The sequence below is a fragment of the Mucilaginibacter panaciglaebae genome (genome assembly GCF_039539265.1).
In the GTDB taxonomy this organism is placed as follows: Bacteria; Bacteroidota; Bacteroidia; order Sphingobacteriales; family Sphingobacteriaceae; genus Mucilaginibacter; species Mucilaginibacter panaciglaebae.
Genome location: NZ_BAABCV010000007.1, coordinates 41,860 through 63,819 on the forward strand (window position 1 = coordinate 41,860; position 21,960 = coordinate 63,819).

Below are 21,960 nucleotides of genomic sequence, written 5' to 3' on the forward strand. Positions count from 1 at the left end.
GTTTCATCTGTTTCACATTTTACCGAAACAAAACGCTTACTTAAACATATTCTTTAAAGCCGCTAACTTCAACGCCATGTCAGTCTCAGGCTCCGCTTCTTTTCTTTTTGGCTGATGATTGTGGTTTGACTTACGCTGCTGCGGTTTGCCCTGATTACTGGAGCGATCCTCCCGCTTAGGCTCATCCGATTTCATGGAGAGCGATATCCGTTTACGGTTAATATCTACCTCAGTAACCGTAACCTCAACCTGCTGGTGCACTTTGAGCACTTCGTTCGGGTCCTTGATAAACCTATTAGTTATCTGGCTTAAATGCACCAGGCCATCCTGATGTACACCGATATCCACGAACGCTCCAAAAGCTGTAATGTTGGTGACGATACCCGGGAGCTTCATGCCAGCTTTCAGATCAGCTATGGCGTTAATGCCCTCAGTAAAACTAAAAGCTTCAAATTGTTCGCGCGGATCGCGCCCTGGCTTGGCCAACTCGGCCATGATATCGTTAAGCGTTGGCAGGCCCACAGAATCTGTTATATATTTTTGTAACGGGACGCTTGAGCGCAGTTTATCGTCACGTATCAGATCGGCTACAGTACAGCCTTTATCTTTAGCCATTTGTGCTACCAGGGAATAACGCTCCGGGTGGACAGCACTGGCATCTAAGGGGTTCTCTGCATTGCGGATGCGCAGGAAACCTGCCGCTTGCTCATAGGCTTTATCGCCCAGGCGGGGCACCTTCCTGAGCTGCTCGCGGTGTTTGAAAGCGCCGTTCTCATCGCGGTATTCCACGATCTTCTGCGCCAGCTGCGGTCCCAATCCGGAAACATAAGCCAGAATCTGCTTAGAAGCAGTATTCAACTCGACACCCACTGCGTTTACAGCGCTGATCACGGTGTCATCCAACGAAGCTTGTAATTTATTTTGATCTACATCATGCTGGTACTGGCCTACACCAATTGATTTAGGGTCGATCTTCACCAATTCGGCCAATGGATCCATTAATCTGCGGCCAATAGAAACTGCACCACGCACCGTAACATCCTTGTCAGGGAATTCCTCGCGCGCAACTTCAGACGCTGAATAAATAGATGCACCGCTTTCGTTTACCATTACAATGTTAACACCGGTTAAGTTCAATTTACGTATAAACAATTCCGTCTCGCGGCCGGCGGTACCGTTGCCAATGGCAATGGCTTCAATATCATATTTCTCAAACAAATGCCGAACAGTCTTCTCCGCCTCTTTAGCCTGGCCTGCGCCGGTATGCGGAAATATGGCGGTATACTCCAGTAACTTGCCTTGTTCATCCAGACAAACTACTTTGCAACCGGTACGGAACCCCGGGTCGATAGCCATAATACGCTTTTGTCCTAATGGCGCCGCAAGCAATAGTTGGCGGGCGTTTTCAGCGAATACGCGAATGGCTTCTTCGTCGGCTTTCTTTTTGGTAAGGAGGCGTACTTCGGTTTCCATGGAAGGGCGCAGCAGACGTTTGTAGCCATCGCCAATAGCCAGCTTTACCTGATCGGCAGCGGCGTTATAGCCAGTAATGAATGCCTTCTCCAGAACGTCGATCGCTTCCTCTTCCGGCGGCATTATGTCCAGGTACAATATCTCTTCCTTCTCGCCCCGGCGCATAGCCAACACACGGTGCGACGGTGCCGATTTAACCGGCTCTTCCCATTCAAAATAATCCTTAAATTTAATGCCGGCCTCTTCTTTCCCCGGAACGACCCGACTCTTGAATACGCCTTTCTCCACAAATAACTCGCGCACTTTGGTACGCACGGTAGTATCCTCGCTGATATGTTCAGCAATAATATCGCGGGCACCGCTCAGGGCGTCCTCAATACCGGCAACACCTTTTTCTTCGGATATATACTTTTCGGCCTCAGCCTCAACGTCAAAATTGTTTTGAGCCAATAGCGTATCTGCCAGTGATTGCAGGCCTTTTTCGCGGGCGGTGGTGGCACGTGTTTTTCTTTTAGGGCGATAAGGCAGGTAGATGTCTTCCAGCAAGACCATGGTCTCGGCGGCGTTGATCTGCGCTTCCAGATCTGGCGTTAGCTTGCCCATATCCTTTAGTGAATTAAGGATGGCTTCGCGGCGTTTGTCCAGTTCGCGCAGTTGCTGTATGCGGTCGCGTATACCGGCCACCTGCACCTCGTCAAGGCTGCCGGTCAACTCCTTGCGGTAACGTGATATAAACGGAACAGTGGCGCCTTCGTCAAGCAAATTGACAGTGGCAATAACTTGTTTTTCGGCTACGGACAACTCCGAGGCTATTTTCTTATAATGGCTTGTCATAGTACTTTATTGGGACCGCGAAGTTCAGTTAATGACCAAAGAAGTACAAGCACTGTTGGTAACTATTGTGCTACGAACGTCAAGAGGCGGGTGCTATTTTTTCTTCGGTTTGGACAGATTCTTGCCTACCCGATATTTTACAATTTTATCAATCAACTCTAATGGCATTGGCTTATTCAGCGGAAATTGTAACGTGCCTTTGCCTGCCTGATATGGTGTGGTTTCTTTCTGAAAAGCATCAATGCCCATTGGTGCGGGGTAAAAGCCGATATGGTTTTTATAGCCGCCAAAATGCACCAGGTTGCCATTTAATATAAAAGTGGGGATACCGTATTTGATATCCTCAGTGGCGTCAGGGGCAGCTTTATGGATGGTTGCGCGAACGGTTTGTAGTAGCGCCTGAACATCCTCCGGGAAATCAGCGATGTATTCGTCGATGTTTTTAACCTGCTTCATGATCTTGGACGTTGGTTGTTACAAAGCTATAGCGTAATAATTAATTACATGGCGGTTGGAAGAGACATGTTTAGGGGTGAATTGCGACAGGGTAAAATAATTTGTTCACGTTACCTATGGTAAAAAAGATAACGTTGTCATTTCCACAACGAGAGCCACTCTCTTGAGCATAGCGAGAAATCTATACATTGCTTAGAATTGCACGTGTATAGATCTCTCACTACATTCAAGATGACATGAAGGAAAATAGTTATCCTTCCAGCTCAAGCGTATATTTCTCGCCAATCTGCTGTCTCCACATAGCGTAGTATAGCCCTTTTTGATCAAGCAGATCTGCGTGTTTGCCCCATTCTATAATGCGCCCTTTTTCCAGCACATAAATTCTATCGGCGTGCATAATAGTTGATAGGCGATGCGCAATCAGAATAGTTATATGGTCATTAACATCTGATACATCCTTAATAGTCTCGGTGATCTCTTCTTCGGTTAGCGAATCTAACGATGAAGTTGCTTCATCAAACACCAACAGATCTGGCCTGCGTAGCAAAGCACGGGCAATTGATAGTCGTTGCTTTTCTCCACCAGATACTTTTACACCACCCTCGCCAATTACCGTATCCAAACCTTGGGCAGCACGAGCCATCAAGGTTTGGCAAGCAGCGCGCTGTAATACATCCAGACACTCTTCATCTGTAGCATCCGGGCGAACGAATAATAAGTTTTCGCGAATAGTGCCCGAAAATAATTGAGTATCCTGCGTAACAAAGCCAACCTTTTCACGCAATTGATCAAGGTCAATCTCTTTACTATTAATGTCGTTGTAACCGATACCGCCCTCTAAAGGCTGATACAAACCCACCAGCAATTTTACCAACGTGGTCTTACCCGAACCCGACGGGCCAACAAAAGCGATAGTCTCGCCCATTTGCGTTTCGAAACTGATTTGATTCAGCGCGTTGCGCGTTGCGGTCAGATGCTTAAAGGTCACATTATCGAACGTCAGTTTGCTTATCTTTTCAACCAATACAGGTTTGGCAGGTTTCTTGTCAATAGGCGTATCCAATATGGCTTTAAAATTGCCCAATGATATCTGTGCTTCGCGCCATGACTGTACTACGTTACCTAGTTCCTGCAAGGGGTTAAACAGGAAAAATGAGTAAAACAAAAACTGAATATAGTTACCTGTGGTTAGCGTGTGTTTAAATATCAGCATCAATAAAACCACAATCATGGTACTACGTACCAGGTTAACTACAGTACCTTGTACAAAGCTCATGCTTCGCACAAACTTTACTTTTTTCAACTCCAGATCAAGAATTTTGTAGGTGGTTTTATTTAGCCGTTCGATTTCCTGCTTAGCCAAACCCAAACTCTTAACAAGTTCAATGTTACGCAATGATTCTGTAGTAGAACCGGCCAAAGCTGTAGTTTCTTTAACAATAGTGCCTTGTATTTTTTTAATACGACGGCTTAACAATGTGCTTACTATAGCAATTACCGGCATTGAGGCAAAGTAAACCAGCGTTACCTGGTAGTTTACTTTTAAGGAGTAGATGATCACAAACACAATACCCACAACACTTACAAATAGCGTGGCAATAAATGAGGTAATAAACTTCTCACAATCTATCCTTAATTTTTGCAGAATGCCCAAAGTTTCGCCGCTTCGTTGATCTTCGAAAACCTGGTAAGGTAATTCAAGCGAGTGTTTCAGCCCGTCGCTATACATTTGTGCACCGGTTTTGAGCACGATGATGTTGGTAAAATAATCCTGAAAGTTTTTAGCTATACGCGATACCATGGCAGCACCAATAGCTATAGCTATCAAAATCAATGATCCGTGCAAACGATATTCGTAAGTATAAACGGCGCCATTTTTAGGTAATATATAATTGTCTATTAACTTGCCGGTTATCAGCGGATCAACCAACGAAAAGCCAATGTTTATGCCCGCAAGGATCAGTGCAAGCACTACTGTCCAGCGGTATCTTTTTAAATATTGCAGAAGTATATTCATATGTAAATCAAAAATAAAAAAAGGGAATAGCTAAGTAGCTCATTCCCTTTAATTTGACAAACGGTGGATATTTATACCGTCATTATATCTTTTTCCTTAGCTTCTGATAACTGATCTACCTTAATGATATAGGCATCAGTTAGCTTTTGAACTTCGGCTTCGCCGGTTTTCATTTCGTCTTCAGAGACGCCTTCGGCTTTCAGTTTTCTGATCTTTTCGTTAGCGTCTTTACGTACGTTACGGATGGCAATTTTACCATTTTCAGCTTCGCTTTTTGCTTTCTTAACCAGGTCGCGGCGACGCTCTTCGGTCAACGGCGGTACATTGATGCGAATTATCACGCCGTCATTTTGAGGGTTAACACCAAGGTTAGCCTCCATGATAGCTTTTTCAATAGCGCCTAACAATGATTTCTCCCAAGGCTGTACCACAATAGTGCGGGCATCTGGTGTATTAACGCTACCTACCTGGTTTAACGGAGTAGCAGTGCCATAGTAGTCAACAAATATATCGTCCAGCATCGACGGACTTGCTTTGCCGGCACGTATCTTATTTAGCTCGTTATCTGCATGGTCAATAGCCCGATCCATAGCAGCCTTAGCTTCGGTTATCTGTTTTTTAACGAGTTCGCTCATTGCTTTATCTTTTTGACAAAAATAGTAAAATCTGTGACTTAGCTAAATTAAACCTTACTCACTATTTAACCAAAGTACCGATAGGCTCGCCGTCGGCAATTTTCATAAAATTACCGGGTTTGTTCATATCAAACACAATGATTGGTAGTTTATTTTCCTGACAAAGGGTTATAGCGGTCATGTCCATCACGTTAAGGCCTTTGTCGTAAACTTCCTGAAAAGTTATTTCGTCGTAGCGCGTTGCGCTTGGATCTTTTTCAGGGTCGGCGGTATAAATACCATCAACACGGGTGCCTTTTAATACTACGTCAGCCTTGATCTCAATAGCACGTAAAGAAGCAGCGGTATCGGTAGTAAAATATGGGTTACCCGTACCGGCGCCAAAGATCACAATTTTACCCACCTCCAAATGATGCATAGCACGACGGCGGATATAAGGCTCGCAGATCTGTTCCATTTTTATAGCCGACTGCAGACGGGTATCAACACCTATGCTTTCCAATGCGTTTTGCAAAGCCATACAGTTAATAACTGTAGCCAGCATACCCATATAGTCGGCCTGTGCACGTTCCATGCCCGATTTTTCGGCACTCAATCCTCTGAAAATATTACCTCCACCTACTACGATAGCTATCTCGACGCCTTTGTCGTGAACGCTTTTAATGTCATGCGCGTACTGTAATACCTGCTTATTGTCAATGCCGTACTGCCTGTCGCCCATTAATGATTCGCCGCTCAGTTTCAATAATATTCTTTTGTATTTCATGGATGTTGTGGAGTTTATCAAAAATATATATTTAAAGCTATTGTTAAAATTTTATGTCGACTTTGTTAAATAACTCCTTTCAGTACCGTTGCCTGTACTTCAAAGTTGTCATTAAATACAATCATGTCGGCATCAAAGCCCGGTGCAATCTTCCCCTTGTTAAGTGATGCAAGTTGAGCCGGATATAGTGAAGCCATATTAACCGCTTCGGCTAAACTTATGTCGCAGTGTTCAACACAGTTTTGTACGGCTCTGATCATGGTTAGACACGAGCCCGACAAAGTATTGTGAGGTGGCATTACATAATAGTTGCCCTGCAATGTATGCAGCGGATAAATACCTTCTGTAGTTTCGGTGACTGCATCGGTTATTAAAAAAAGTTTATCGCCCAATTCGCGTTTTGCCAAACGGATCATTGCAAAATCAACATGAACGCCATCGGCAACTATGCTGGTGTAAGGGCGTTCTTCAAAAATCGCAGGGATGTATCCAGGCTCGCGGTGATGCATCTGCGGCATGGCATTATACAAATGTGTTACCGCTTTTATAGGGTTATTAAGGAATGTTTTACCTTGCTGATAAGTCGCATTACTATGGCCTGACGATAATATTATGCCCTGATCAATTAAATAGTTGATGACATCATCATCTTGCAATTCCGGAGCTATGGTCATCATCTTTATAACACCATCGCCCAAATCAAGCCAAAGCTTTACTTTATCAAGCGTGGCCTTATGCATATACGCTGCCATATGCGCACCTTTACGCAACGGATTTAAAAAGGGGCCTTCCAAATGCACACCTAAAAAATTCCCCTTACAGTTATCGCGGTAGTTTTTTGCGGCTGCGATAACCTTTTCAAAAAATTCGTCACTGTTAGTGCCAATAGTAGCGAAGAAACCGGTAGTGCCCTGCGTCAGAAAATCTTCTTCCATTTGGGCCAGGGCTTCTTCCTGGTAAATGCTTCCCAATAATTTGCCGCCGCTCCCGTAAACCTGTAGGTCTATTAAACCGGGTGCCAAATAATTATTATTCAGGTCTACTTGTTTTGCGTCTGCCGGGATTTGAGTATCCTCAATGACTTCGGCGATCTTTCCGTTTTCAATAATAACAGCCTTGCCATTGGTAATTACACCATCAGTTATTAGCCTGCAATTATGTAAAACGGTTTTCATCATCTTTTGCAGAGACACAATATTTTGTGTCTCCGGCTAATTTATTACAAGAGACGCAAAGTATTGCGTCTCTGCAAATTTTTTGGCAAAAAAAATCCCCCGATATTATCGGGGGATTATATGATTAAGCTCCTAAAGCTACTCGCTTAAAGGCCGTTACTGTCAGACCCTTTTCAATGGTATCTAAAAATTGAGATACGTTTTTAGAAGAATCTTTAACAAACTCCTGATTTAACAGGGTTGAGTCTTTGTAGAATTTATTCAATTTACCGGCAGCAATTTTTTCAACCATTTCTTCCGGTTTACCTTCTGCACGAATTTGATCTTTAGCAATTTCCAATTCACGCTCAATAGTAGTAGCGTCAACGCCATCTTTATCAACCGCAATTGGGTTCATGGCTGCAATCTGCATAGCAACGTCTTTACCTGCTTCATCAGCGCCGGCAACGTTTTTGCTCAGGGCAACTAATACCCCTAAACGGTAGTTACCGTGGATGTAGGCAACAACTTTCTCGCCTTCAATAACCTGGAATTTAGAAACGCCAATTTTCTCGCCGATTTTACCGGTTTTTTCGATGCACGCTTCAGCGATAGTTAAACGAGAATTTTCAAGATCAATTGATAATTGATTTAGTTCTTCAACTGATTGCGGATTCTCTTCAACAGCTACATTAGCTATCGCGTTAGCAAATGCTACGAACTCAGCGTTTTTAGCTACGAAGTCAGTTTCACAATTTAACTCGATAACTACACCGCGTTTGCCGTCGGCTGATGTACGTGAAACAACCACCCCTTCGTTCGACTCGCGGTCTTGACGGCTGGCAGCTACTTTAGCACCTTTTTTTCTTAAAAAATCAATAGCAGCTTCAAAATCACCATTAGTTTCAGTTAAAGCTTTTTTGCAATCCATCATACCCGCACCGGTTTGCTGGCGCAGTTTATTTACATCTGATGCAGAGATTTGTACTGTAGACATCTTGTTCTTATTATAAGTTAAAAGTCGCAAGCCCTGAGTCTGAAGTCACTTAAGACTTATAGGCTCAAGACTTACGACTAAATATTATTACTCTTCTGTAGTAGTATCAGCAGCTGGTGCTTCTTCTTCGATAGCTGCAGCAGCTTCAACCTGAGCCTTACGTGCTCTTTTGCCTTCGCCGGCAGTGGTTGGTTTCTCTGCGCCTTCCGGAGCATCAGCTTTAGCTTTCGCTTGTGCTGCTTCTTTTTCAGCTTCGTCGTCTTTTTCGCGTTTACGCTCTTCCAGACCTTCTTCTATCGCTTTTATAATGATACCGGTGATCAATGAAATTGATTTAGTGGCGTCGTCATTAGCCGGGATAGGGAAATCGATGTTTGAAGGATCAGAGTTAGTATCAACCATAGCAAAGGTTGGGATATTTAACTTTAATGCTTCAGATACAGCGATGTGCTCTTTCTTAACGTCGATCAAAAACAATGCAGCAGGTAAGCGATTCAGATCAGCTATACCACCTAACAAAGTTTCTAATTTAATGCGCTCGCGCTGAATCATCAATCTTTCTTTTTTAGAAAGGTTGGTGTAAGTACCGTCTTTAGTCAATTTGTCGATGTTTGACATCTTTTTGATTGACTTACGTACAGTAGCAAAGTTAGTTAACATACCACCTAACCAACGCTCAGTTACGAAAGGCATGTTTACTGTTTTTGCATAATCAGCAACGATGTCTTTAGCTTGTTTTTTCGTAGCTACGAATAAAACTTTACGTCCTGATTTTACAATTTGTTTTATAGCTGCAGCAGCTTCTTCAACCTTTGATAAGGTTTTATTTAAATCGATAATGTGGATACCATTACGCTCCATGAAAATGTATTGAGACATTTTCGGATCCCATTTGCGGGTAAGGTGACCAAAGTGTACACCTGCGTCCAGTAACTCGTCGTATGTTGTTCTTGCCATTGTGTTGTCCTCCTTAAAATATTAACGTTTACTGAATTGGAATCTCTTACGAGCTTTCTTGCGGCCTGGTTTTTTACGCTCAACCATACGCATATCGCGTGTCATTAAGCCTTTGGCGCGTAACGCAGGTTTCTTATCAGCATCGAGTTCAACAATAGCTTTAGCAATAGCTAAACGTACGGCTTCTGCCTGCCCTTTAACACCACCACCTGCTACGTTTACTTTAACATCATATTGTCCGGCAACACCGGCAACTTCTGTTGATTGAGTAACTACGTATTGCAATGGCAATGTAGGGAAGTATTCTTTGTAATCTTTACCGTTAACGGTAATAGCACCGCTACCTTCGCTAAGGTAGATACGTGCAACGGCTGTTTTTCTTCTGCCTGAAGTGTTAGTTGTTGGCATTTCTTTTTCCTTAGTGTTTTAATTAAATGGCTTTCGGGTTTTGAGCTTCATGTGGGTGTTTGTCGCCCGCATAAACATGCAGATTACCAAACAATGCTTTGCCCAAACGACTTTTAGGTAACATACCACGCACCGCTTTTTCAATTACGCGTGCAGGATGTTTCGCCATTAACTCCTTAGGAGAAATGAAACGCTGACCCCCCGGATAACCGGTGTAAGAAACATATTGTTTATCGCTAAACTTGTTTCCGGTCAATTTAACCTTGTCTGCATTGATAACTATAACATTATCGCCGCAGTCTACGTTCGGGGTAAAATCTGGCTTGTTCTTTCCACGGATGATCATTGCGATCTTAGTAGACAAGCGCCCCAAAATCTCGCCTTCCGCGTCAACAACAACCCATTGTTTGTTAACGGTTTTTTTGTTGGCTGAGACAGTTTTGTAACTTAACGTATTCACTTGCTTTAAATTAAATTATTAAAATATTAATATAACCCCGCTTTTTCGGGACTGCAAAGATACGGTTATTTCATTTATTTGCAAGCGGATTTGTGGGTTATTTTGCAAGAAAAGTTTGCAGATGAGGGTATGATTGAAAAATGGAATCTTTTTAACCGGAAATCAATATTTCCTTTTGGGGTGGCGACTGGTGTGAAATACTGAAACAACTAATATGAGCTTGCGCTTTGCATGTATCCGATAAATAATCAGGTAGGGATATTTATCTATGTTAACTTCTTGAGCTTTTTTCTTTAATGGATATTGTAAAGGATTCGCGATGATTAATTCCATTTTTTTGAAACTTCCTTTTCAAAGGGACGCGCACGCTAAGTAAGCCAATACCAATACACCACAACCAAACGTTACTGCAGCGATGCAAATTTCAAACATCTGGTAACCCTATTTCGTCAGTAAAAAGTGATCCAAATGGATGTAAAATCCCGACTTAAAAGTCATAAAAAGTGATCCAAACTGATCCACTTTCAAAATGCAGCAAAATCAAATCGTTAATTATCAGAATTTTATAAATAACAGGTGATCCAATTGATCCAAAGTGATACACATTCGTGTGGATCACCAATCATATTACAATGCCAACTGTAACATTTCCCCTTACCCAAAATCAAAGGAGTAATTACTACTTTTACACCGACAAAACTGATTTATTATTCAAACGCTAACTCCGATGTTCAGAACCATCTCTCTTTCGGCCCTCTTATGCCTGTTCGTGGCACAGGCCCACGCCCAAAAGCTATACATACCGCGCGACATTCAGAAAGCCTATGACGCCGGCACCCGCGATGCCAGCGGGAAGCCTGGTAAAAACTATTGGCAAAATACCGGTAATTACCATATAGCTATCAGCGTGACCCCGCCAGGCCGTACAGTTAAGGGTACCGAGCAGATCACTTATATTAATAATAGCCCCGAAACATTGAAAAGGATCAACATGAAGCTTATCTTAAACATTCATCGCCCGGGGGCTGCGCGGTTTGGCAATGCAAGCGACGACTACCTGACACCAGGTATCCAGATCGACAATTTTACCATCGGGGATGCCAAAGTTAACTGGAACAATATCTTGGCATCAGGAACCAATCAAATGGTTGGTCTGTCTAAACCGCTGGCGCCGCACGACTCTGTAAAATTGAATATCGACTGGCATTATGAATTGTCGAAAGAAAGCAACCGCGAAGGCGTCATCGATTCAACTACCTTCTTCCTGGCTTATTTTTATCCGCGTGTGTCTGTGTACGACGATTACAATGGCTGGGACACGCTGCCATTCCTTGATGCCCAGGAGTTTTACAATGACTTTAACAACTATACGCTTAACGTTACTGTCCCTAAAAACTTTATAGTTTGGAGCACCGGCACCTTGCGTAATGCCGATAAAGTATTGCAGCCTGAATTTGCTAAACGCCTGCAAAGATCTATGGCCAGCGACAGTACCGTACACATTGCGACACCTGCTGATCTGGCCTCGAAAACCATCACCGCGCAAAACGAAACCAACACCTGGACCTGGACAGCAACCAATATCTCGGACATGACCGTTGGTATAAGCGATCATTATAACTGGGACGGCGCAAGCGTTTTAGTTGATGACGCTACACATCGTTTAGCCAGCGTACAGGCTGCTTATCCAGACCAGTCGGCCGATTTCCATCATTCAGTACAATTTAGCCGGAATGCTTTAGGCTGGTTCTCGCACAATTGGCCGGGCGTACCTTATCCTTTTCCTAAGATGACCGTGTTCCAGGGTTTTGCCGATATGGAGTATCCGATGATGGTGAACGATAGCCACCAGGACGATATCAAGTTTGCACAACTGGTACAGGACCATGAGCAGGCACATACTTATTTTCCATTTTATATGGGCATTAATGAAAGCCGCTATGCTTTTATGGATGAGGGCTGGGCAACGACGTTAGAACTACTCATTGGCACTGCCGAAAATGGCAAAAAAGCAGCCGACGACTTTTATAAGAAATTCCGGGTAGAAAGATGGATCAATGACCCATCAACTGCCGAAGATATTCCGGTGATCACCCCTACCAGCGAGCAACGCAATGGCTATGGCAATAACTCGTATGGCAAGCCATCATTAAGCTACCTGGCTTTGAAAGATATGCTGGGCGATGCCTTATTTAAAAAAGCGTTGCATACCTATATGGATAACTGGCACGGAAAACATCCTATCCCGTGGGATTATTTTAATTCGATGAACGCCGGTTCTGGCAGAAATCTAAACTGGTTCTTTAACAACTGGTTCTTCACCAATGGCTACATCGACCTGAAACTGGACAATGCCCAGGCTGTAGCAGGGGGCTATAAACTAAGTATTACCAACGTTGGGGGCTTTGCTGCTCCGTTTGATGCCGTAGTAACCTATGCCGACGGCAGCACCGAAAGCACACACGCTACAGCCCAGGTTTGGGAGAAAGATCAAAAGCAGATCACCATAACTATTAAAGCTAATAAAACTGCCAAATCGATCAATCTTGACGGCGGCATATTTATGGATGCCACACCGGCCGATAATAAGTGGGTGGCTAAGTAAGCATCTTATCAGCCCGGCGAAGTTTTTAAAACTTTGTAGGGCTTGAATTCAGTAACCTCTTTTTTCCGTCTTGCTGAGTAGGCCTCTAAAGGAATGACAGAGTAGTATTTTACACGCTCAACTCTTCTTTAACCTCTACAACAGAGATTTCATTAAGTGATAACGGTATTAGCTTTTTAGACTTAAAATAGGTAAGGCTTACAATCAGTAAAGTCATGCTGCCACCAAATAGTACTGCCGGAACCGTGCCTAATAATTTAGCAGCCATACCTGATTCAAAGTCACCAATCTCATTAGAAGAACTTAAGAACATAGAATTAACAGCTGATACTCTCCCGCGCATATGGTCGGGAGTGAGCAACTGCATTATTGTGCCGCGAATGACCACACTGACACTATCAAAGGCCCCTTGCGCGAATAAGAACAGAAGCGCCAGATAAAAACTACGCGCTAAACCGAAACCAATGATGCTACAGCCAAAGCCTGCTACGGCGATCAGTAAGTTACGCCAGGGCCTGTTCATGGGCGAAAATCTGGCCATTACCACCATTGTAATTGCAGCACCCAAAGAAGCGGCCATACGCATTAATCCCAACCCTTCAGACCCGACTTTTAAAATATCTAAAGCAAATACCGGTAACAGGGCGACGGCTCCGCCAAAAAACACCGAAAACAGATCAAGGCTCATGGCATAAAGCATGATCTTGTTGTTAAATACAAAATGTATTCCCTCTGACAAGCTTTTCCAGATGTTCTCTTTAGGAACAAAAACCGGCGGATATTTGCGGAGCCTGTAAACCAGTATTATTGATAAGAGTAAAAAAATAAGTATCGTAAAAAAGGTTGCTGTAATACCGCTTAACCCGGGTACAATACGGTTAGAAAAGCCGTAAATAAAGCCACCGGCCATTGGCCCTAAGATAGAAGCCGCTTGCCAGCTCGAGCTGCTCCAGGTGCTCGCGTTGGGGTATACCTCGCGAGGTACACTATGGGCGTAGACGGTAAAAGCAGCAGGGCCGTAAAATGCGCGCATCACCCCATTGCAAAAAATCATGGTATACATTACAGGTAATATCCAGCCAACCGGTACATAAGCACGAATGCTGTTGAGTGTAACAGCATACATAATCAACGCCGCCAAAAAGGCGCCGGCGTATACAAAAAGCAGCATTTTGCGCTTTTCATATTTATCAGCAATATAACCACCATATAGTGCAATGGTAACCGCAGGTATTGCCTCAGCCAGGCCAACAAATGCGATAGCAACTTTACTGTGCGTAAGCTGGTAAATATAAAAGCCGAGCACCGTAGTTTGCATTTGATAAGCAAAAGTGAAGAAGAAACGTATGCCCAGATATGAGCGGAAATCTTTATAACGTAAGGCTATAAAAGAATCATTCGTGGGTAAAGGTTGATTGTCAGCATCTGCCATGTGGCAAATTTACGACTCAGAATCTAAGATTTTAGATTATTTGATTTTTAGACAAGCGGATGATAGAGTCTATGAGATCTTATCCCAACTGAGACCGGCATCCTTGGCCATGAACGCCCGATTTAGAATTTGATGCTCTGGCAAAGCCAGTTGCGGGTCGGCAGCAAAGATTTCTTCGACACATTTACGGCACTGCATCAACAGGGCCTGGTCAGTAGCAAGGTCGGCTACTTTAAGGTCTAATAGTCCGCTTTGTTGGGTGCCTTCAATATTACCGGGGCCACGTAGCTGTAAATCGGTCTCAGCAATCTCGAAGCCATTGTTGGTTTTAACCATAGTATTAAGGCGTATGCGGCCTTCAGGGCTCAGTTTGTCCTTACTCATCAATATACAATAAGACTGTTCGGCACCGCGCCCTACCCGGCCTCTGAGTTGGTGCAGTTGAGAGAGGCCAAACCGCTCAGCATTCTCAATGATCATTACCGATGCATTAGGTACATTTACACCTACCTCAATTACAGTTGTAGCCACCATGATCTGCGTTTCGCCCTTTACAAAGCGCTGCATCTCAAATTCTTTATCCGCGGCCTTGATCTTACCATAAACCACACTTAGTTTGTACTGAGGCAGCGGGAACTCGCGCGAGATTACCCCAAAACCATCCATCAGGTTTTTCAAATCGAGCTTTTCACTTTCTTGTATTAATGGATATACCACATAAACCTGCCTGCCCTTAGCTATCTCTTCTTTCATAAAGCCAAATACCCGTAAGCGGCTATTTTCATAAAAGTGAATGGTCTTGATAGGTTTACGGCCTGCGGGTAGTTCGTCGATCACCGATATATCTAAATCGCCATATAAGGTCATAGCCAGGGTACGTGGTATAGGCGTCGCTGTCATCACCAGGATATGCGGAGGAATTACGTTCTTTCGCCAAAGTTTGGCGCGTTGTTCTACCCCAAACCGATGCTGCTCATCAATCACTACCATGCCTAAGTTTTGATATTGTACCTTGTCCTCAATTAAGGCGTGCGTGCCTATTAATATTTTAAGCTCGCCGTTCTCCAGTTTCTGGTGGATAAGCTTACGTTCTTTAGGCTTGGTTGATCCGGTCAGCAGCGCAACTTCGATAAAGTCATCGCCTACCAGGTTTTTTATGGTTTGGTAATGCTGGGTAGCCAATATTTCTGTAGGGGCCATAATGCAGGTCTGGAAGCCATTGTCAATGGCAATGAGCATGCTCATTAATGCTACTACGGTTTTACCGCTCCCTACGTCGCCTTGTAGTAACCTGTTCATCTGCACGCCCCGCTGGGTATCCTGGCGTATCTCTTTTAAAACCCTTTTTTGTGAATTGGTGAGTTCAAATGGTAGTTTATTATGGTAAAATTCATTAAAGTAGGGGCCAACCTTGTCAAAAATATTCCCTTTAAACTTTTGTACACGCAGCAGTTTGTTTTTAAGCAGCTTAAGCTGTAAAAAGAAAAGCTCTTCAAATTTAATACGATGCCTGGCTTCTGCAAGTTTAGTGGCATCCTCCGGGAAGTGGATATTTTTATAAGCGTCTGAACGATTTATTAATTTAAACCGGTTGATGATATATAGAGGCAGGTTTTCGCGAATGTCTTTGGCATGTTGTTCTAATAGTGTAACAATTAGTTTTTGGAGGCCTTTGCTATCCAAACTAAACTGCTTAAGCTTTTCAGTAGAGCTGTATACAGGTTGCAACGTTATGTTGCCCTTGCGCTGCATAGCCTCGGCCGAGTAAAGATCAAACTCGGGATGCGACATTTGTGCCTTGCCATTAAATGAGCCTGGCTTGCCAAACAAAATGTAGGCTTTGCCCACCGTTAGGTTCTTTTCAACCCATTTAATGCCCTGAAACCATACCAGTTCCATTACGCCGGTTTCGTCCTGTACCTGGGCTACCAGGCGTTTGGTGTGTTTTTCGCCCAGTAAATCTTTATGAATAAGGCGGGCTATTACCTGCACATAGGGCAGGTCTTGCTGTATGTCTTTAATTTTATAGTAACGGGTACGGTCAATGTGTCTGAAAGGAAAATGCTCAAGCAAGTCCTCCAGGGTTTTAATGGCCAGTTCTTTTTTAAGTACATCGGCACGTGCGGTGCCAACGCCCTTTAAATATTCAATCGGGGTTTGAAATGGCTGATCGTTCAACGGTTATAATCAGGATTTAACAGCGATTACAGAAATCTCAACACTAACGCCTTTAGGTAGTGCAGCCACCTGAACGGTTTCGCGCGCGGGGAAGTTATCTTCAAAATAAGAACCATACACTTCGTTTACTTCGGTAAAATCAGCCATATTGGTCAGGAAGATGGTGCTTTTGACTATATCGCCGAAACCGGCTTTTGCTGCCGCTAAAATGGCGCCGATATTTTCCATTACCAGGTGAGTGGCCGAAGTGATATTATCAGTAACCAATTCGCCGGTGAAAGGATGCAACGGTATCTGTCCCGAAATATAAATAGTGTTACCTGCCTGGACAGCCTGGTTATATGGCCCGATAGGCGCCGGAGCATCTGTAGTTTTAATTACTTTGTTCATAGTATATGATAATGGTTATGCTGATCTGATCAGCTGTTAATGTTTTTTTAAGATAAGCCATTGTATCAGCTTCCAGATTATGCCTAATAGAAATATCGTTATAGCAGTAGCATTAATGGCATGCATCACCTTTAGGTTAAAGCTGGTAGGCCTGTTCGGATCTTTTTTTCGAAAAAAATACATGATACAGATTTTAATATTGTTTGCGCTTATAACACAAATATAGACAAACAAAAAAGGCTCCCCAAAATTGGAGAGCCTTTATATTGTTTAACTAAACTGATTTTCAAAAATTATCTTTTGAATTGAACACGACGGTTTAATACACGTCCTTCTTCAGTTGAGTTATCAGCAATTGGTCTTGTTTCGCCGTATGCTTTTACTTTGATCTTTTTAGAATCAACGCCAGAGTTAACTAAGTAAGTTTTTACTGAGTTAGCACGGTCTCTTGATAATGACATGTTGTGAGCAGCAGTACCTTCAGATGAAGCAAAGCCATCTAATTCAACTTTTGCACCTGTTGCACGTAAGTCAGCAGAAGTAGCATCTAAAACTGGGTAAGATGAAGTTCTCAATACTGAGCTATCAAATTCAAACTGGATGTTTGAGTAAGCAGCAGCAGCAGGAGCAGCAGCAGTAGTGTCAGCTTTAGGGAATACGATAGCGCAACCAGAACCGTCAACTACTGTACCAGCAGCAGTGTTAGGGCATTTGTCAAATTGATCAGCTACACCGTCACCGTCAGAATCTTTTTTCAGATCGTTAACAGCGTTTTCAACGTTGGTTACACGGCCTTTTAATGCTTCAACTTCTTTACGTAAAGCTTCGTCGTATAATTCGTCATACATCATAGCAACCGGGTTCACCCACTCTAAGTTTGGTTTTGATTTTGAACCTAAAGTGAAGTCTAAACCAGCATAACCATAAGAGTAGTGATCTTTAGTTGGGTAACCTTTGTTAACACCATCAAAAACATCACCATCGATGAAGTTTTCAGTGTAACCTAATTTAAGACCGATAGCGTCAGACAATTTGAATTTAACGCCAACACCTACAGGGATAACCAAGTTAGTTACTCTGTGTGGGTTAGTGTTTGTTGCGCTTGCAGTGTTGTAAGTTTGAGAAACTACAGTTGCGTAACCAGGAGTGGTAGCACCGTAAATAGTAGGGTTAAAGTTTATTAAACCGGCACCAGCATTAACCAAGAAGTTAATTGCGTTTGCGCGACGTAAGTAATCAATAGTAGCTACGTTAACCTCACCGCTGATAACACCTTGAAAGAACGGAGTTGAGAATTTAGTGTAGTTGCTACCGGTTACACCGTCAGTAACGTAAGGAACGCCGTTAGCATCAAGGTTTCTTCCGCCAGCAGTACCTTCTACTTTACCACCGCGTAAGTTCAATTGCAAAGAGAAAGAGTGTGCTAATTGCTTTTTGATGTCTAAGCCATAGCCTAAGTTAATTTTGTTGCCGTTAAAATCACTTGAACCGCCGGTTGCAAGTGTAGGTGATGTTGCGCCAACATTTAAGCCAATACTCCAGGTATTGTACTGCCCCGAACCACCAAATACCTTGGCGGTGGTTGTAGTCGACGACGTTGTTTCTGTGGTTTGGGCGTTAGCTACGCCTACTGCCACTAAAGAAACAAGAGAAAGAGCGACTGTTTTTTTTAATGTAGAATAGTTCATAGTTTTAAGATTAAACAATGTTTTAATTGTGATTTTTTTCCAAAAATAGTAATTATGTTTGAAAACGAATACCAAATTCTGTTCCAAAAAATCATAATACCAACACAAAGAAATAAAAAATGTTCTATAAATAGTACAAATAAAATTAACCCAATGAAATATTTACCTATTGATAATGGTTTATTTATAAATAATAGAAAAAATTTCGTTTCACGAATAAAACCCTCATCTGTGGCAATATTTTATGCTAATGATGAATTTCCAAGAAGTGGTGATCAAGCCTTCGTTTTTAAACAAAATGCCGATTTTTTTTATTTAACCGGCATTGACCAGGAACAAAGTATTCTTTTATTGTTTCCTGATTGTCCTAATTCTGTATACAAAGAAGTACTATTTTTAAGACAAACCAATGAGCATATTGCTGTATGGGAAGGTCATAAATATACTAAGGAAGAGGCCAGGGAAGCCTCAGGCATTGAAAATATATATTGGTTGAGCGATTTTAATACCATATTACATAGTATTATAAATTATGCCGAAAATATCTACATAAATACCAACGAGAATGACCGCTTCAATTTTTCAGTTCCATATCGCGATCTGCGAATGCTGGATGAACTGAAGGCTATGTATCCACTGCATCACTATGAGCGCTCGGCGCCTATCATGCGCGATCTGCGCCCGATAAAGTCTGAAACTGAGATCGAGCTAACTAAAAAAGCCTGCGCTATTACTAAAGATGCCTTTGAGCGTGTTTTGAAATTTACCAAACCGGGAGTTACGGAATATGAGATCGAGGCAGAGATCATTCATGAATTTATCAGGCAGCGCGCCACCGGCCACGCTTATACCCCAATCATAGCCTCAGGTAAGAATGCTGTAGTATTACATTACATTGATAACAACCAGGTTTGTAATGATGGCGATGTGATATTATTTGATTTTGGCGCTGAATATGCGAACTACAATGCCGATATGAGCCGCTCTATCCCGGTAAACGGCCGTTTTACCAAACGCCAGCGCCAGGTTTATGACGCGGTGTTGCGCGTGATGCGCGCAGCTACTCAAATGATAGTGGAGGGTGCCGTCTGGAATGAATATCACGACGAAGTAGGCAAGATCATGACCAGTGAGCTGATTGGCCTGGGCTTGCTAACTAAGCATGACGTCGAAAAGCAGGACCCTAAAATGCCGGCGTACAAAAAATACTTCATGCATGGCACTTCGCACCATTTAGGTTTAGATGTGCATGACTATGCCAGCCGCTACAAGCCTTTTGAGGCAGGTAATATTCTTACTTGTGAGCCGGGTATTTATATTCCGGCTGAGAACCTGGGTATCCGGATAGAAAATAATATCCTGATTACCAAAGGCGGTAATGTCGATTTAATGGCTGCTATCCCCATCGAGGCAGAGCATATTGAAGAGATCATGAATTCGTAACAGGAATTCGGTTAATATCGTTCCAAAAAATTATAAAGATTAAACCCTTCATTTAGCAAAGCTTCGGCAATATCCTGCCGGAGCTTTTTTTTGTCGATGCCGGCCATACGTTTTTGCCCGATGAGTTTGTAAGCCTTTTCTGCCAGCAGAAATTCTTTACGCGTGTTTTGAATATTGTTAGCCGATAGGATAAACCGTGTTATCTCATCAATACCTTCATTAGTTGTTGCAATGGTTTTAAAAACGGGCGTTTGGATGTCTTCTTTTTGGTGGATGATCTTTTGTAGGTTATTGGCGAAAAGATCAGCATCGTCTCTGTCGGCTTTATTAATGACAAAGGCATTTGCAATTTCCATGAGGCCCGATTTGATGTTCTGGATCTCATCGCCCGATTCGGGCACCAACACCACAAAAGTGAGGTCGGCCAATCCGGCAATCTCAATTTCCGATTGACCGACACCTACCGTTTCAATCAGCACATAATCAAAACCCGCGGCGCGCAGTACATCGGTCATCTCGATGGTTTTGGCTGATAAGCCGCCCAAAGAACCACGGGTAGCCAGCGAACGTATGAATACATCCGGACTGTTAAAATGATTGCTCATCCGTATCCGGTCGCCCAGCAAAGAGCCGAAGTTGAAAGGCGAGGTCGGGTCGATAGCCAAAACGGCTACCTTATTGCCTTTGCTAACCAGTTGCGTAATTAGGCTATTAACTAAGGTGCTTTTACCCGCGCCGGGCGGACCGGTAATACCTATTATAGGTGCCGGTTTAGCAAATTTTAGATTTTTCAGTAAATCATTGGCACCAGCCAAGTCATTCTCAACAATAGTCAAAGCCCGGGCAACCGATTTGAAATCGGCACCTGATAGGATGGATGATTGATTTGCTGCCTGGCTCATGCTAATACAAATGAATAAAAATATCGCCACATAAATTAAGATAATCTTTATAATTGCAGCAAAGCTATGTCATGTCCAAGCCGCGCATATTAGTTACCTTCGATTCAATGAAAAACCCTAACTCCGGTTATTTCAGTTTTGGCAAAGGGCTGGGCGACGCGCTGATTAAAGAAAACAAGGCCAGATTTAGGCTCACCTATTATATGTTTAAAAATACCATTTACTTATTTAATAAGTTAGTGGATATTATTTACCTGTACCGGCTGCATACTATTTTTTTTCCGTATTATAATAAGTTTGATGTGGTGCATTTGACCGATCAAACCTGCCGGCTAAAACCGTACCGGGTTAATGGAAAAAAGATCATGACCATTCATGATATTAATAAGGTGCATCTGCCCGGTAGCAAACAAAGCAAGATCAGGAAGCATATTAACAAACTGCGTTACTATGCCTCACTGTGTGATAGGGTAGTTGCCATATCGCAATTTGTAGCCGACGATATCCTGCGATTTATTCCCGAACTAAAAAGTAAGATAAGTGTGATTCATAATGGTGCCGAAAAACTTGTTGTACCTGAAAATCACGAACCATCACACAGCCCTAAAAAACTTTTTCTGTTTACAATTGGTTTACTATCGCCGCAAAAGGGATTTCATTACTTGCCCTCGTTGTTGCAGGGAAACGACTATGAACTGGTAATATCAGGCATTGAAACACCCCACAAGGCACGCATTATTGAAGAAGCACAAAAATACAATTGCCTTGACCGCATAACGATAACCGGGCCAATTAGTGATGATGATAAAGCCTGGTACTTTAAAAATTGCAGCGCCTTTGTTTTCCCGTCTATTGCCGAGGGGTTTGGTTTGCCGGTTATTGAGGCGCAGTATTTTGGCAAGCCTGTGTTTTTAGCCAAAGCAACTTCATTGCCCGAGATTGGTGGCAGCGTGGCGTATTACTTTGATGGTTTTGAACCTGCGCACATGCAAGCTGTTTTTGCTGAAGGAATGAAGGATTGGAAAGAAAATGGTCGCGAAGCCGCAATTATGGAACATGCCAATCTGTTCAGTTGGGAAAACGCAGCCAGAAAGTATTTGGCTTTGTATGAGGAGGTGTTGAAACCTATTTAAAACGAGGATAAAAAACCATTGGCCCGATGTAT

Annotated in this window: 20 protein-coding genes; 3 read left to right on the plus strand and 17 right to left on the minus strand. The window is 42.9% G+C overall.

Annotation, left to right across the window (positions count from 1 at the left end; all coding sequences use genetic code 11):
• Positions 1–36: 36 nt before the first annotated feature.
• From ABD772_RS10730 to ABD772_RS17570, 11 genes are all read right to left on the minus strand, one after another.
• On the minus strand, positions 37–2,307 hold the full coding sequence (locus ABD772_RS10730) for a Tex family protein (RefSeq protein ID WP_345103852.1): 2,271 nt from the start codon (positions 2,305–2,307) through the stop codon (positions 37–39).
• Positions 2,308–2,400: 93 nt separating this feature from the next.
• Complete coding sequence (locus ABD772_RS10735; RefSeq protein WP_345103855.1) at positions 2,401–2,763, minus strand: iron chaperone; 363 nt, start codon at positions 2,761–2,763, stop codon at positions 2,401–2,403.
• 250 nt (positions 2,764–3,013) lie between these two features.
• Positions 3,014–4,780: an ABC transporter ATP-binding protein gene (locus tag ABD772_RS10740; protein WP_345103858.1), complete on the minus strand. Its 1,767-nt coding sequence runs from the start codon at positions 4,778–4,780 to the stop codon at positions 3,014–3,016.
• 71 nt (positions 4,781–4,851) lie between these two features.
• On the minus strand, positions 4,852–5,415 hold the full coding sequence (gene frr / locus ABD772_RS10745; RefSeq protein WP_345103861.1) for a ribosome recycling factor: 564 nt from the start codon (positions 5,413–5,415) through the stop codon (positions 4,852–4,854).
• 61 nt (positions 5,416–5,476) lie between these two features.
• Entirely contained in the window at positions 5,477–6,181 is a 705-nt protein-coding gene (gene pyrH / locus ABD772_RS10750; protein ID WP_345103863.1) for a UMP kinase, read from the minus strand.
• 65 nt (positions 6,182–6,246) lie between these two features.
• Complete coding sequence (gene nagA / locus ABD772_RS10755; RefSeq protein ID WP_345103866.1) at positions 6,247–7,356, minus strand: N-acetylglucosamine-6-phosphate deacetylase; 1,110 nt, start codon at positions 7,354–7,356, stop codon at positions 6,247–6,249.
• 124 nt (positions 7,357–7,480) lie between these two features.
• Entirely contained in the window at positions 7,481–8,332 is an 852-nt protein-coding gene (gene tsf / locus ABD772_RS10760; RefSeq protein WP_345103869.1) for a translation elongation factor Ts, read from the minus strand.
• 87 nt (positions 8,333–8,419) lie between these two features.
• Positions 8,420–9,289, minus strand: coding sequence for a 30S ribosomal protein S2 (gene rpsB / locus ABD772_RS10765; RefSeq protein ID WP_345103872.1), 870 nt, complete (start codon positions 9,287–9,289; stop codon positions 8,420–8,422).
• Positions 9,290–9,310: 21 nt separating this feature from the next.
• Positions 9,311–9,697 (minus strand): 30S ribosomal protein S9, encoded by a 387-nt coding sequence (gene rpsI, locus ABD772_RS10770; RefSeq protein WP_345103875.1) that lies wholly within the window; start codon positions 9,695–9,697, stop codon positions 9,311–9,313.
• Between the two features lie 22 nt (positions 9,698–9,719).
• Positions 9,720–10,157, minus strand: coding sequence for a 50S ribosomal protein L13 (gene rplM / locus ABD772_RS10775; RefSeq protein WP_345103878.1), 438 nt, complete (start codon positions 10,155–10,157; stop codon positions 9,720–9,722).
• A 162-nt stretch (positions 10,158–10,319) separates the two neighbouring features.
• Entirely contained in the window at positions 10,320–10,490 is a 171-nt protein-coding gene (locus ABD772_RS17570; RefSeq protein ID WP_425562826.1) for a type II toxin-antitoxin system RelE/ParE family toxin, read from the minus strand.
• 394 nt (positions 10,491–10,884) lie between these two features.
• Here ABD772_RS17570 and ABD772_RS10780 point away from each other — a divergent pair, with 394 nt between their 5' ends.
• A complete protein-coding gene (locus tag ABD772_RS10780) occupies positions 10,885–12,762 on the plus strand; it encodes a M1 family metallopeptidase (protein ID WP_345103881.1) in 1,878 nt (625 codons plus the stop codon).
• A 109-nt stretch (positions 12,763–12,871) separates the two neighbouring features.
• Here the strand turns inward: ABD772_RS10780 and ABD772_RS10785 are convergent, their stop codons facing one another.
• From ABD772_RS10785 to ABD772_RS10805, 5 genes are all read right to left on the minus strand, one after another.
• A complete protein-coding gene (locus ABD772_RS10785; protein WP_345103884.1) occupies positions 12,872–14,194 on the minus strand; it encodes an MFS transporter in 1,323 nt (440 codons plus the stop codon).
• A 69-nt stretch (positions 14,195–14,263) separates the two neighbouring features.
• Positions 14,264–16,372, minus strand: a complete 2,109-nt coding sequence (gene recG, locus ABD772_RS10790; protein WP_345103885.1) for an ATP-dependent DNA helicase RecG — start codon at positions 16,370–16,372, stop codon at positions 14,264–14,266.
• 9 nt (positions 16,373–16,381) lie between these two features.
• Entirely contained in the window at positions 16,382–16,762 is a 381-nt protein-coding gene (locus ABD772_RS10795) for a RidA family protein (protein WP_345103887.1), read from the minus strand.
• Between the two features lie 36 nt (positions 16,763–16,798).
• On the minus strand, positions 16,799–16,945 hold the full coding sequence (locus ABD772_RS10800) for a DUF6728 family protein (protein ID WP_345103890.1): 147 nt from the start codon (positions 16,943–16,945) through the stop codon (positions 16,799–16,801).
• Between the two features lie 110 nt (positions 16,946–17,055).
• Complete coding sequence (locus tag ABD772_RS10805; protein WP_345103893.1) at positions 17,056–18,450, minus strand: OmpA family protein; 1,395 nt, start codon at positions 18,448–18,450, stop codon at positions 17,056–17,058.
• 153 nt (positions 18,451–18,603) lie between these two features.
• On the opposite strand from ABD772_RS10805, the gene ABD772_RS10810 reads away from it, so the two are divergent.
• A complete protein-coding gene (locus tag ABD772_RS10810) occupies positions 18,604–19,893 on the plus strand; it encodes an aminopeptidase P N-terminal domain-containing protein (RefSeq protein ID WP_345103895.1) in 1,290 nt (429 codons plus the stop codon).
• An 11-nt stretch (positions 19,894–19,904) separates the two neighbouring features.
• Here the strand turns inward: ABD772_RS10810 and meaB are convergent, their stop codons facing one another.
• A complete protein-coding gene (gene meaB, locus ABD772_RS10815) occupies positions 19,905–20,795 on the minus strand; it encodes a methylmalonyl Co-A mutase-associated GTPase MeaB (protein ID WP_345103898.1) in 891 nt (296 codons plus the stop codon).
• A gap of 107 nt (positions 20,796–20,902) precedes the next feature.
• On the opposite strand from meaB, the gene ABD772_RS10820 reads away from it, so the two are divergent.
• Positions 20,903–21,928: a glycosyltransferase family 4 protein gene (locus tag ABD772_RS10820; protein WP_345103900.1), complete on the plus strand. Its 1,026-nt coding sequence runs from the start codon at positions 20,903–20,905 to the stop codon at positions 21,926–21,928.
• Positions 21,929–21,960: the final 32 nt, after the last annotated feature.

Bases quoted from the DNA above. Each gene is read 5' to 3' on its own strand.
- ABD772_RS10730 (WP_345103852.1), bottom strand. From the start codon at position 2,307: ATGACAAGCCATTATAAGAAAATAGCCTCGGAGTTGTCCGTAGCCGAA.
- ABD772_RS10735 (WP_345103855.1), bottom strand. From the start codon at position 2,763: ATGAAGCAGGTTAAAAACATCGACGAATACATCGCTGATTTCCCGGAG.
- ABD772_RS10740 (WP_345103858.1), bottom strand. From the start codon at position 4,780: ATGAATATACTTCTGCAATATTTAAAAAGATACCGCTGGACAGTAGTG.
- frr (WP_345103861.1), bottom strand. From the start codon at position 5,415: ATGAGCGAACTCGTTAAAAAACAGATAACCGAAGCTAAGGCTGCTATG.
- pyrH (WP_345103863.1), bottom strand. From the start codon at position 6,181: ATGAAATACAAAAGAATATTATTGAAACTGAGCGGCGAATCATTAATG.
- nagA (WP_345103866.1), bottom strand. From the start codon at position 7,356: ATGAAAACCGTTTTACATAATTGCAGGCTAATAACTGATGGTGTAATT.
- tsf (WP_345103869.1), bottom strand. From the start codon at position 8,332: ATGTCTACAGTACAAATCTCTGCATCAGATGTAAATAAACTGCGCCAG.
- rpsB (WP_345103872.1), bottom strand. From the start codon at position 9,289: ATGGCAAGAACAACATACGACGAGTTACTGGACGCAGGTGTACACTTT.
- rpsI (WP_345103875.1), bottom strand. From the start codon at position 9,697: ATGCCAACAACTAACACTTCAGGCAGAAGAAAAACAGCCGTTGCACGT.
- ABD772_RS17570 (WP_425562826.1), bottom strand. From the start codon at position 10,490: ATGGAATTAATCATCGCGAATCCTTTACAATATCCATTAAAGAAAAAA.
- ABD772_RS10780 (WP_345103881.1), top strand. From the start codon at position 10,885: ATGTTCAGAACCATCTCTCTTTCGGCCCTCTTATGCCTGTTCGTGGCA.
- ABD772_RS10785 (WP_345103884.1), bottom strand. From the start codon at position 14,194: ATGGCAGATGCTGACAATCAACCTTTACCCACGAATGATTCTTTTATA.
- ABD772_RS10795 (WP_345103887.1), bottom strand. From the start codon at position 16,762: ATGAACAAAGTAATTAAAACTACAGATGCTCCGGCGCCTATCGGGCCA.
- ABD772_RS10800 (WP_345103890.1), bottom strand. From the start codon at position 16,945: ATGTATTTTTTTCGAAAAAAAGATCCGAACAGGCCTACCAGCTTTAAC.
- ABD772_RS10805 (WP_345103893.1), bottom strand. From the start codon at position 18,450: ATGAACTATTCTACATTAAAAAAAACAGTCGCTCTTTCTCTTGTTTCT.
- ABD772_RS10810 (WP_345103895.1), top strand. From the start codon at position 18,604: ATGAAATATTTACCTATTGATAATGGTTTATTTATAAATAATAGAAAA.
- meaB (WP_345103898.1), bottom strand. From the start codon at position 20,795: ATGAGCCAGGCAGCAAATCAATCATCCATCCTATCAGGTGCCGATTTC.
- ABD772_RS10820 (WP_345103900.1), top strand. From the start codon at position 20,903: ATGAAAAACCCTAACTCCGGTTATTTCAGTTTTGGCAAAGGGCTGGGC.